The 12282-nt window shown below is 50.2% G+C and carries 8 protein-coding genes and 2 pseudogenes; 7 read left to right on the top strand and 3 right to left on the bottom strand.

Annotated features, from left to right (window positions below; genetic code table 11):
* Positions 1–242: 242 nt before the first annotated feature.
* The 6 genes and pseudogenes from H5U02_03980 to H5U02_03955 all read left to right on the top strand — a co-directional run bounded on the left by H5U02_03980 (position 243) and on the right by H5U02_03955 (position 7808).
* Complete coding sequence (locus H5U02_03980; protein MBC7341595.1) at positions 243–1256, top strand: dihydrodipicolinate synthase family protein; 1014 nt, start codon at positions 243–245, stop codon at positions 1254–1256.
* Positions 1257–1411: 155 nt separating this feature from the next.
* Positions 1412–2617 carry an MFS transporter gene (locus tag H5U02_03975; GenBank protein ID MBC7341594.1) on the top strand — a complete coding sequence of 402 codons (1206 nt, stop codon included), beginning with the start codon at positions 1412–1414 and terminating at the stop codon, positions 2615–2617.
* Positions 2618–2861: 244 nt separating this feature from the next.
* Positions 2862–4166, top strand: a pseudogene (locus H5U02_03970) (MFS transporter).
* A gap of 174 nt (positions 4167–4340) precedes the next feature.
* Positions 4341–5493, top strand: a pseudogene (locus H5U02_03965) (transposase).
* 180 nt (positions 5494–5673) lie between these two features.
* Positions 5674–6342 (top strand): Crp/Fnr family transcriptional regulator, encoded by a 669-nt coding sequence (locus tag H5U02_03960; protein ID MBC7341593.1) that lies wholly within the window; start codon positions 5674–5676, stop codon positions 6340–6342.
* A 443-nt stretch (positions 6343–6785) separates the two neighbouring features.
* On the top strand, positions 6786–7808 hold the full coding sequence (locus tag H5U02_03955) for a hypothetical protein (protein ID MBC7341592.1): 1023 nt from the start codon (positions 6786–6788) through the stop codon (positions 7806–7808).
* 126 nt (positions 7809–7934) lie between these two features.
* Here H5U02_03955 and H5U02_03950 read toward each other — a convergent pair whose 3' ends face one another.
* The 3 genes from H5U02_03950 to H5U02_03940 all read right to left on the bottom strand — a co-directional run bounded on the left by H5U02_03950 (position 7935) and on the right by H5U02_03940 (position 11150).
* Positions 7935–8258: a hypothetical protein gene (locus H5U02_03950; GenBank protein ID MBC7341591.1), complete on the bottom strand. Its 324-nt coding sequence runs from the start codon at positions 8256–8258 to the stop codon at positions 7935–7937.
* A 247-nt stretch (positions 8259–8505) separates the two neighbouring features.
* A complete protein-coding gene (locus H5U02_03945; GenBank protein MBC7341590.1) occupies positions 8506–9789 on the bottom strand; it encodes an MFS transporter in 1284 nt (427 codons plus the stop codon).
* A 344-nt stretch (positions 9790–10133) separates the two neighbouring features.
* Complete coding sequence (locus H5U02_03940; protein MBC7341589.1) at positions 10134–11150, bottom strand: dihydrodipicolinate synthase family protein; 1017 nt, start codon at positions 11148–11150, stop codon at positions 10134–10136.
* A 325-nt stretch (positions 11151–11475) separates the two neighbouring features.
* On the opposite strand from H5U02_03940, the gene H5U02_03935 reads away from it, so the two are divergent.
* Positions 11476–12282, top strand: an 807-nt coding sequence (locus H5U02_03935; GenBank protein MBC7341588.1) for a sigma 54-interacting transcriptional regulator, incomplete at its 3' end; no start/stop codon positions are given.

Here is a 12282-nt window from a genome sequence, read left to right as displayed (position 1 = left end):
GCGAATCCTTAAATTCCTGGCGGGATCAAAAACAGATCGGCCGAAACGGATGACTTTCAAACCGTCCCTGATAAATTTTGCAGTAGCCTAGGACATTACCAGTGGCCAGATCTGTAGATTACAGAGATATTTCACTTTTTGTAGTGAGTAATACAGATTCTCAAATACATTTTGCGGACAATTATATTGTGCCCGGTGATCCGGATCAGGGACTAACAATTAAGTAAAGGAGCGGGAATTGGATGGCAAAAGACCATGGTACCAAGTGGGATCGTATCTATGTTGCTGTTGTCGTCCCTTATAAGGAAGGTAGCTATGAAATTGACTACGAAGCCTACCGCAAGTTAATTCGCTACTTCTTGCAGCCCAAATTTGTTGACGCTGGCGGCGGCCTCATTGTCAACCCGGAAGCTGGTGAGGCTTTCTACCTGACCAGCGAAGAGAAGAAGAACATTGTAAAAATCGCTGTTGAAGAGGCCGGTGGAAAACTCCCGATTTTCTCTGGAGCTATCGATGTGACCACCGAAGGTATAGTCAGGGACGCAAAGATAGCCAAGGAATTGGGGGTGGACGGCATCTTCTTTCTTCCGCCGATGGGTTCCGGAGATGTAACCTATGCCTGGAACCCCGAGAGGTATCCCGAAGTCTGGATCGACATGCTGAAGGCTATCGACGAGGCCGTTGATCTGCCGATCATCGTGCATCCGACCTGTGGCGTGTCGCCCTTTTTTGGCGTCGGGCTTCCGGTGGGACCGACCGTAAAGATCTGCAATGCGGTTCCGAATATTGTTGGTTGGAAAATGACCTATTCCTATCAGGGATACAAGCTCGTTGCCGAGGCCCTTCGCTCTTTGGAACATCATGTAGCAGTCCTGGCCGCTCCTGCAGACCTGTACCATGTAAATCTCCTTAACAAGCAATTTGATGGTGCTGTTAACGGTGGGCTCTGCTATGCCATGGAACCGATGATCGACCACATTCAGGCCTGGAAGCAAAATGACATTAAAGAAGCCTGTAGAATTTGGGAATCTGGCTTGGGGGCTCTAAATGATTTCGTTTACGGTGATTATTCCCGGCTGCACATAAGGTATAAGATCGGGGCATGGCTGCGCGGCTTAGTGCCAACTCCATTCATGCGTCCGCCACAGCCGAAACCGAAGGCGGAAGAGGTTACTAAAATGAGGAAGCTGCTGAAAGCCACAGGTGTTGACGTGATTTCCGATCAGGAATTTGAAAAGGTGCTTGCCCAAATTTAAAGCAGATGAACTTCATTTGACACAGCTGTATTGCGGGCATCTATTCCTTTTTAGTGGCTTACTTTCTTACGAAACACCGCAGTAACTCATATTAGACATAAAAAGGAATGGATGCCCTTTTATACCAAGATATGCGTGAAAGATGGTGTTTGTAATTGAATAAGCCAGTCGAGGACAAATCCTCTTACCGTTGGATTATCCTTTTGATTTCATCGTTGGCGTTGTTGAACCTCGAGGTGATGCAGTTCCAGATAGCAGGTCTAGCCCACGTTATCATCCCCGCCTTTCATTTCAACTCTGAGCAGTTCGCTATGGTTTTAACGGCGCCGATGTTGACATGTGCCATCCTTGGGATTCCGGCCGGGGCGTTGGCAGACCGTTTTGGCGAGAAGAATACTATCTCCTTGGGTTTGCTGATCACCGTAATCAGCGGCTTTTGCCGGATCTATGTCCACAGTTTCCTGCCCATGTTCGCCCTGATGCTGTTGTTAGGAACGGGGCAGAGCTTTCTCAATGCTGTCGGGGCCAAACTTTTGGGTGCTTGGTTCCCTCGCCGCCAGATGTCGACCGCTATGGGTATTTTTGTTTCCAGCGCCAGTGTCGGCATGATGGTGGCACTGGCTACCTCGGCGCTGTTCAAGTCTTTCAGAAGCGCCATTATTGTAGATGTGATTACTTCGCTGGCGATCCTTATTTTGTGGGTCCTACTTGTAAAGGCCAAACCGGAAGGGACGCAGGAGGCGGCGCCGCAGCCGATCCTCAAATATATCGGAGTGGCGGCAAAAAGTAAGAATTTATGGATCGCCGCTGTTGCCGTAATGTGCTATATGGGTGCTAAAATTACCTTTTTAGGTTTCCTCCCCAGTGCCCTCCAGAGCGTCAAAGGTGCCAACCCGATTCAGGCCGGCCTGATCGCTTCCATAATGCCGGTTGCCATGGGAGCCGGATATGTCTTGGGGCCGATCATATTCAATAAACTTGCGGGCCTAAAACCCTTTGCATTAGCCACTGTTTTGGCGGCCGCGGGACTTTACCTTGCCTGGTCAGCGCCTTTCGGTACTGCAACCTGGCTCCTGCTAATGATCTCCGGCCTCCTTGTCGGAACTGCATTCCCGATTTTGCTGTCGATTCCGTTGCTGTTGCCCGATATCGGCCGTGTCTATGCCGGAAGTGCCGGGGGGATAATCAGCACTCTTCAGATGGGTGGGGCATTTTTGATTCCGTCTTACATAGTGACTCCGTTGGCGGGATATAACGTCAACCGTATTTTCCTATACAGTTGTGCTGGGTTTGTTGTTTTTGCTGTATTGGTACTCTTGCTACCGGATCTTGGTAAGAAAACACGTTATAGAAATATGTAAATATGTATTCTCTGATACAGAAATTGAATAGAAGCCTGCTAGACAATAATATCGTGCACAAATATCCTGATCAGGATCCTAAATGTCTGGCTACGGGGGGTGATTCCACTCAACCTTACTTTTTGCTTTAAACCCAAGTTTGAGTATCAGAGCAGATATTTGAGAGGAGGTTGCTTGCGTGGCAAATGAGGCAACTTTGAGACAGCAGAATATAATCGCACGGATTGAGCGACTGCCATTTCATATGTGGCATGTTAAAATGCGTGTTATCGTGGGTGTTGCAACATTTTTTGATGCTTTGGATGCGGTTTCGATTGCATATATCATGCCGGTTCTGATTCCTCTTTGGAAGATAGATCCAACTAGAATCGGCTTACTGATTTCCATTGGTTATTTAGGACAGTTACTTGGGGCCTTCTTCTTTGGCATGCTGGCAGAAAAGAAAGGGCGTGTCAATTCCCTCATCCTCAGTGTTTCAATACTTGCCGTAATGTCGTTAGCTTGTGCATTCTCGTGAAATTACATGTCATTGTTCATCTTCCGCCTGATTCAGGGATTTGGCCTGGGAGGTGAGGTGCCTGTAGCCGCGACATATATTAACGAACTTTGTAAAGCTCAGGGGCGTGGCAGGTTTGTCCTCCTCTATGAGATGATCTTTGCGGTAGGGCTTGTCTGCGCTGCGCTGCTTGGGTTCTGGATTGTCCCCCATTTCGGATGGCGCTACATGTTCCTGATTGGGGCTCTTCCTGCACTGATAATACCGGTCTTTATGCGCCATCTTCCCGAATCTCCCCGCTGGTTGGCCAGCCACAACAGATTTGATGAAGCAGAGAAGGTTGTATCTGAGCTCGAGAGGATCATCAGCGACAACGGTCGTATTGATTTGCCTGCCTATGATGCGACCAAAGTGGCTATCAAGGAAAATAAGCCTACCAATTGGCGAGAACTGTTCCAGGGAATTTACCTGAGAAGAACACTGACAGTGTGGGTGATTTGGTTTTGTGGATATTTCGTTAACTATGGATTGACGACCTGGCTTCCAACACTTTACTCCAGTATCTTTAAGCTCCCGTTGCAAAAGTCCCTGTTATTCGGTCTGATTACCAGTTGCGCCGGGTTGTTGGGGACTCTGGTCTGTGCTTTGCTAATCGACGCCATGGGCCGCAAGACATGGTTCACGGGGGCGTTTATAGGCGGTGGGATTTTCATGTTGATTATCTGGCTTAAAGGTGCAGGATCTCCCGGCACAGTACTACTTTTCGCTTCTATCAGCTATTTTTTTATCAGTTCAATTTCTCTGGCGCTTTACCTTTACAGCCCCGAGATATATCCGACTCGCATGAGGGCTCTTGGTAGCAGTGTTGGCAGTGCATGGTTGCGGATCGCTTCGGCCATCGGACCTTCCATCGTTGGATTCATAGTGGGTCAGTATGCTTCCATCAGCGTGGTCTTCGCCATGTTCGGAATAATAGCATTGGTCGGCGCCGTTATTACGGGCTTGTTTGCAGTAGAAACAAGGGGTAAGGTACTCGAACAGGTATCCCCATGATGATAGACATAGATTGATCAGTAAGTGATATGAAGGGTTGACTTTAGCAGAGTCGAGGATGCCGAATAGTATCCAGTATCGTGTGTAAAAAAGGTGGGGCTAGCAGCAGGAAAACCACCCTCCCTCTGGTAGATGAAGAAGTGAGAAAACCGAACATCACCAGAGGGACGAAGGATGGCCCGTTACCAGGTTACCGTAGACGGCGAGGTTCTGAAGTGATTATTTTCCTAGGACAACGGTCTGGTCCGGCTGGTTGAGCAGGTTCTGAAGCGGATTCTCAAGGCCCGGGTCACGGAGCAGGCCAAAGCTGAGCCTTGCGAGCGTACCCAGGGGAGGCGAGGGTACCGTAACCGCCACTCGGAGAAGCCGCCTGCCAACCCGGATTGGGTACCTGGTCTCGGAGGTTCCCTGCACCAGATCCGACGAGTTTTCACAGACACGTTTGAGCGTCACCACCGGAGCGAGCAGGCGCTCCTGCTTGCCCTTACGGAGATGGTCATCAACGGGGTATCAACGCGGAAAGTTGGGGCGGTTGTTGAAGAGCTGTGCGGGGCGGAGTTTTGAAAACCGACCGTATCAGAGCTGTGCAACCGCCTTTATCCGATTGTGCGGGCATGGAATGAGCAAGACTTAAGCAAACGGGAGCATCCCTTTCTTCTGGTGGACGCCCTGGCAATCAAGGTGAAGAAAAGCGGGGCTGCGGACACATAGCGTGCTTACAGCCGCTAGGATCAACCGGGAAGGCTACCGGGAGGTTTTGAGACTGACGATCGGGGATAGCGAATCTGAGGGTAGCTGGTCGGAGTTTTTCGGCTGGCTGAAGAGGCGCGGCTTAAAAGGCGTTGACCTGGTGTATCGGACACCATGGCGTGCTTGTCAACGCTGTTATGGCCTGCTTCCATGGAGCGAGCTAGCCGCGGTACCAGACGCATTTCGTCCGTAACGTGTTAGAAATGTATCCCAAGTCGTTACAGCGAAAACTACATGCTTGCCTGTGACACATGTTTGATGCTTCGGATTTAGAGACGGCCGAGCGCCTAAAGGAACTAGTCGTGCAGATAATGGCGTTACCGGAACCGATCAGGCGGCGGCTGGCTGCGCCGTTGAATGGCTGAACCGGGGAGATTCGGGCGGGAGAGGATGATAGGGATCTTTCCCAACCAGGAGGCGGAGCTAAGCCTCATCGGTGCGTTGCTGATAGAGATGGACGAGGCCTGGGCAACCCGGCCACCATTATCTGGACATGGCGGAGTACTGGGCATGGATGAAGGCGCAGGAAGAAGGTGAGGCAATACCGACGAGAAAGGCAGAGCTAGAGGCGGCTTGATGAGACGCTAACAGGTAGTAAAGCCTACCCACCCTTTTCTTATTCTTGTTCAATTCTTGCCCAATGTTGCAACTGGGATATACTCCCTAGCAATCGTATGATGGCGAATTCTATGCCCGGTACCGATAGAATAGCTCATGGAAAACACTGGTAATTAAATGGATGAAAGGAGAATTCGACTTGATTAACAATGCCGTGACGTTAAAGCATGGTAATAAATTACTCCTTAATCATCCACAAATTTATCAGTTTGCTAAAATTGTTAAGTATCGTAAGAAAGATATCGTTTTTAGAGAGGGGACAATAGGAAATCATATTTATATACTTTTGAGCGGTGTCTTGATGGCATATCGCACATCCGAAAATGGTCAACAAAGAATATTGCAGTTTTTTCGGCCGAATGATATTTACGGCAATATCACGTTAGTGGAAGACTATGTCCATACGATGACAGTTGAAGTTCTGGAACCGGCCGTGAACTTGGAAATAAATAAGAGGTATGTCAAACAGTTGATATCACAGGAACCGGAAATTCTTTGGTATCTATATGAGGATATTGCAAAAAAGCTTTGCAGTACGGCACAAATGATTGAAGATAACTATCTCACGGCAGAACAGCGAATTGTCAAAAGTATTATCAACCTCTGTCGGCAGTTTGGTTATAGCACAAAAAACGGAATTGAATTGAAGGTAAATCTGACCCAGGATGAATTAGCCAGGTACGCAGGAACGACAAGGGTTACCGCCGCAAAGCAGCTGTCATCTCTGGTTGACAGGGGTATTATTAGAACCATGCCAAAACCGTGGATTATTTATAGGATGGATGAGCTAATGAACTACTTACAGTAGTTTTGGGCCCAGAATTAGACCATTTAAGAAATATCATTAAAAGCGGTGACCTCAACATAACCGAAAAAAGACACCGGTTGAAAAGGGCTAGTGCCGATTAGCCTTAAAAACGTGGATTTCCAATTAAAATGATAGCTGTAACCCTGTTGCGGTTGCTATAACTGAAGCCCAAATGGCGGATGTCGGTCCGGACCAGATCATAAAAGAATGTACTAGAATACTCTGTTCAGGCGCTGAGCCGCGGGGCATACCGACAGGAACGTCTTGGAATCTCTGTTACCACCATGAAACCATTCGGGAGATCTGCCTGATCCGCGAGGTGTTGCTTGAAGATTGTAGAAGTCCTGCACGACAGGCTTTGAGACGCGTAATGCTGGGGATTCTCCCCGGCCCCGTAAACAAGGGTAAGCCGTCCTATCTTTCGCAGGGCTGTAAGGATCATAATGCCTCGCTCAACGACGGCAGTCTCTCTGGTGGCCAGCGATGGCGGCAATAACCGCCTCCTGTTGGACCCATTCACCATTCAATTCGTGCGGGTGGTAGACTCCTATGGAAAGGAATTCTGCATCGACGCGGTTTTGTCAACGACAGACACGGATGTGCTCAGTCGGAGGCAGTTCGATGCAGACGGAAACCCGGCTACCCTTCTGGGCAAGATGATGCATGACTTGGCAGCTGCCACCCTCTCCGAACTGAGCCATATGATTCCAAGGGGCGAAACGGTGCGCACAGAGCCCGAGAGGGTTTCCCTCTCGCGGGTGCCCGTCTACCGCGATCTGTGTGAATGGGCTGTATTGTATGATCGCATCTGCAGACAGACCTTCGCTTCGGATACGTTGATCGTCCGGGATGGTCTTCTTCGGAGCAAGATCTTCAGGGGAGACAGATTTACCGCCTGGCGCCAGAAGGTCGAAGAGGCGATTGACCGGATTGAGCGCGAGGACAAGGGACGGGTATACTTGGTGGGCATCGCTAAGAGAAGCAAAGTGCTGACAAGATACAACCTAGCCCTGATGCTCGAGAATATCATGCCTGCGGGCAACCCTTGTTACGTGAAAGTACCCAGAGAAATGGAAGCCAAGGCCTACATCTGGCCAGAGTATGCGCGCGGGGTGGAGACCGAGGGAGAGGGGGAAGCGCCAAAGTTCGTTGCGGGGGACATGTACTTTGTGCGATTCGGTCCCCGAGTCGGTGACCCGATATGGACAGTTGATATCCTGTCATCCCAGAGTTCCCGGGCCAGCGAGATATTCGGGTACCTGCTGGCCGACGCCGTGAACGGTTTTCCCGTCCCGCTCTATCCCCGCTGCCTGCAAGCCGCCCACGAATACGCCCAAGTCACCGGCTTCGACCTTGATATCCTCCAGGAGGAAATCTACTCTGCCGTGAGAGGTTTACTGGAACCCAACGAGCAGTGGGTGTTGGATCAGTACCGCTTTAATCTGTGGGGCAAGCCCCTTTTATGACTCCTTCACCACAGGAAAGCTTGACATTGGACGCGTTAGTGTCAAGACTTAGTAGGTGAAGCGTTAGTGTCAACAGGTAGTAAGCCAAGCCCCGTAGATTAAACTTGGTTATGGCTACTTTATGTGCTACCCAGCCAAAGACACAACCTCGGTTACCTGCCTGAGCAGGTAGCCTGTGAGATAGGGAGTATCCAGGGCCAGCATGTGCGCCCTAAGCCATGCTCCCGCATCTTCTGCGTAGTACTTTTTGGAACATTCGACTGCTCTTTTTCTCGTTGAGCTGGCTGTAACAGCGCTGTTTATGAATTTAGGGCAGGGTAGATAGCTGTGGAGCTCGCCGTTGGCCTTGGCGCTTAAAAGCCGGTTGGTTCCGCCAGGGTCCACCGGGGCCTGGTTTCTTTTTATTCTCCGGGCCATGGCGGGTCTGAACTGGCCTTCGAAGACCTCCACTCCCCTTTTTGGCAACTCACAAGCGGTCCATTCTCAGTTTTCTAGTGGATACTCTTTGGATAGGAGCTTCTTCCTTACAGGGCGGCGACCAGCCTTTATGGAATCATCCAGGGCCTTTCCTATGCCCTTGCGGTTCTCGCCTTTAAGCCTTTTGGCTATGGTCTTGCCAAGGTTCTGGTCATGGGCCAGGTGCACAAGATAGAGGCCGGGCTAGCGACCCGGCCTCTCCCAATACTCCGATTTGGTACTAAGGGGATATTTCCTCTAGAACCTTACCCTTTGTCTCCACGGCGAACATGCCTGTAATTACGGCGGCAATTAAGGCCACTAGACCGAAGATGGCAAACGCTAAAGATAACGAGTAACTCGAGACAACAACGCCTACCACGTAGGGGCCGATAGCTGAAGCGACGCGCAACCAAGCGCTGCCGATGCTGCTACCCAAGGCCCGCATGCGGGTAGGATAAATCTCCGGGCTGTACAGATATAGAGCCAGCGAAATTGAAGAAATGAACAGATAGCTTAAAGAGGCATAGGTCACCACAATCTGCGGGGTGCGAGCCCCCGTCTGCCAGAGAGCAAACATAAAGAGGGCACCGCCCAGGAAGGCCATAGTAAACCATGCTTTGCGTCCTACGGTATCAATTAGCAGGGCGCAGATAAATGCTCCAATGAAGCCTGCGACGCTAGTGATCAGGCTGTAAAGCAGAGATTGCTGTAAGGGCAGTTTGAAGACTGAAGAATAAAGCGCGGGTAACCAAGTGGTTAGGCCGTAGGTGACGAAATAAGCGCCAAACCAAATCACCCAAACGGTCAGGGTTCTACGCAGATAGATACCTTGAAAAAGCTCTCTCCAGCTCGTAGGTTTTTCTGCCAGCGTTACGGTAGCCTCTTGTACGGGGGGTAGCTCGACCTGACCGTTTCGGCTCATAATACGTTCGAGATCCGTAACTAGTTTTTCCGCTTCGTCAATACGACCATGGTTAGCCAGCCAACGTGGCGATTCTGGGAGAAAACGAAGGAAAAGGGGGATCACCAGGGCAGGAGCACCGCCAATCAAGAACATATAGTGCCAGCCTAGGTGAGGGACTACCCAATAGCCGAGCAGTGCCGCCATTACTAGACCAACAACAAAGATGAGCTCATACAGAAGAACAAACTTACCACGGCCCTTGGCCTTACTCAATTCGTTGATATAAGCTGCGGCCACCGGCACTTCTCCACCGAGGCCGAACCCCTGGATAAATCTGAAGACAAGGAGGGAAACATAGTTCCAGGATACAGCACAGAGAAAGGACATAATGCCCAGTATTGCTACTGAAAGAGTGAGGGACTTGAGACGCCCAGATCTTTCCGCAAACCAGCCAAAGAAGAATGCGCCAAGGATCTGACCTACGTAACCAACGGATATTAAAAGGCCGACGTGCGTGGGGGCTATCTTCCACAGGGGGATAATTACCGGTAATACGTAGGCGATGCTTACTGCATCGAAAGCGTCAAAGAAGGTAGCAATGCCCACAATCAAGCGCATTTTCACGTGCCAAGAAGTAAACGGCAAGCGCTCGAGGCGGGCAACGATATTCTGTTGCCGGGCTAGTGCTTGGTTAGACAAGGGGCCTCAACTCCTTCCGGTTTTCCTCATAGGCTTTAGCAACAGTGTGGCAGTGTCTGGGGGTAGCTGGATGTTGTTTGAATCCCGCCCCCCAGACTGCCGTAACAAGTGCAACAATTGGAGGTCGAAGGTTAAACTTTGGGAACTCCCTATGCGAGTTCTGTATCTAAACTTCGGTTCACCATTCAACCATCATTTGCATTGTCTTAGTGTTTTGGTGGCGACCCAAAAGCTCCAGAGCCACCCACCGTGACGAGCGCAGATTATAACTGGCCAAGAACCTTCTCTACCTCGAAGTCGGGAATGACGCTTAGGCCCGCCCCTGCCAGTAACTTCTTGAGAGTTAGTATTTCTTCTTTCTTCGGCCTCGGGAGGGGTGGCCGCATAAGTGGGTGCGGAATAAGCCCGCGCAACCAAGTTGCAGTCTTGTACCGAACATGCAACCGGGCGTACTCCGAGTAAACATATTCTTGTAGTTCGGCTAGCCCAGCATCCCAAATCTTCCGCGCTGTCTGCACGTCCGATCGCCGCCACGCCTCAATATGGTCGATCATTGGTTCCATGGCATAACAGAAGGAGCCGGTAACCGTGCCATCAAACTGACCGGTAGCCAAGGCTTCGTGGAAGTATACGGCTGGCGCACCAAAGACACCTACATGTCTGTTTAGAGATCGCAAGGCTCGGGCGATGATCCGGTAACCTTCATAACTATACGTCATCTTCCACCCCACAAAATTGGGAACTTCGTTCACCATCTTTAAGGTGGCTGACAACGGCAAGCCGATGCCGAAGGTCGGTGTGGGGCTGGCTACTGGGTGGGCAATAGCCGGCAGATCCGCCGCGTCAACAATGGCCTTTGCCATGTCTACCCAAACCTCAGGATACCTCTCGGCGTTCCAGGAAGTAGTTACATCCATGGCGCCAATAGGAGGGCAGAGGAAAAGACCGTCCGCCCCCACCTTTTTGGCATCTACCGCTACTTGCACTGCCTCATCGGTGGTCAGTGCTATTACCCCGGCAAATACCGGCACCTTGCCCCCGCATTCTTCTACGGCAATTTCCACGTTGCGGCGCTTTTCTTCACGGGTGAGGTAGAAAACCTCACCGGCTTCAGGGTTGATGATAATGCCGCCACCAGCATCTCGAAACTTGGGCTGCATAAAGTAACGCAGTAGCTTTCGCAAGGCAGATTCATCTACTTCGAAGCTATCTTTTTTGTAAGGAGTGACCACTGCGACATAAAGACGGTCATACTGGGTTCCGTAATCCTGCGCCGGCATAAAACATACCCCCTTCTCATGCTAAATATTGGCACAAGCCGCCAAAATACCAGCTGCGGCTTAAGCCCTATTTCCGCCGGCCTTGTTCGCTGCAGTTTCCACCTCCTTGGCTTGGTTTCAGGTGTTCATCGTCTACTACCGCAATAATTGTGCCAAAGTCCTCCAGATCTATGAATTCTGGCAGGACATTCAAAACAAAGAGCTAATATACTTAACAAACACAACATAGATGAAAAGCGAATTACCATCCATGGTTGATAAGTGTTAATGTATTTTCCAAGTTACGAGAGAAAGTACCTATACGCTGGGGAGGGAGCTGAGGTTAATGCTAGACAGCGGGCGGGAGCTGGCCGAAGCCATGAAAATGGCCGGGTTGGAAACAGTTTTACCGCCACGAGTTGCAGACCTCTTCGCCAGAATTCTAGATACGGAGTATGATGCTGTTGCCTTACTAAATAGCGAGCCTCGTATCATTTACGTGAACCAGAACTATGAACGCATTGTGGGATTAAAAAAGGAAGAGGTTCTTTACAAGCGTGCTGATGAATTGGTAAAGCAAGGCAAATGGCGAAGGGCGCCATCGCTGGAAGTTCTGGCTACTAAAAAACCTTGCTCTTTTTTCCAAAAAGCGCCTTCTGGCGCAGACTTATTGGTCACGGCTAGCCCCTTACTTGACGAGACCGGTAACGTGGTAGTGATCATTGACAACCTCCGGGATATAACGGATCTAAACCGTCTCAAAGAAGAAAGCTTACGCTATCAATTGCGTAGTAACCGTTATGAGAGAGAGACACTGGAATTGCGCGCGCGTAATAGCTACTCTACGCACATTGTGGCCCGTAGCCCTGAGATGGACAAGGTTGTGGAACGAGCGATCCGAGCGTCTCTTGTAGATGCTACTGTGTTGATTACCGGGGAAAGTGGTGTTGGCAAAAATGTGCTTGCAAGATTTATTCATGAATATGGCACCCGAGGCAAAGGTCCCTTTATTCAGGTTAATTGTTCAGCGATTCCGCAGAGTCTTCTAGAGAGTGAGCTATTCGGGTATGAAGAAGGGGCATTTTCTGGTGCGCGACGCCAAGGAAAAGTAGGGCTTTTAGAGGTGGCCTCAGGAGGGACAGTGCTGCTTGAT

Source organism: Clostridia bacterium (genome assembly GCA_014360065.1).
GTDB lineage: Bacteria > Bacillota > DSM-521 > Neomoorellales > JACIYF01 > JACIYF01.
The sequence above is the reverse complement of the archived record's forward strand: the minus strand, read 5'-3'. Positions and strand labels throughout refer to the sequence as shown.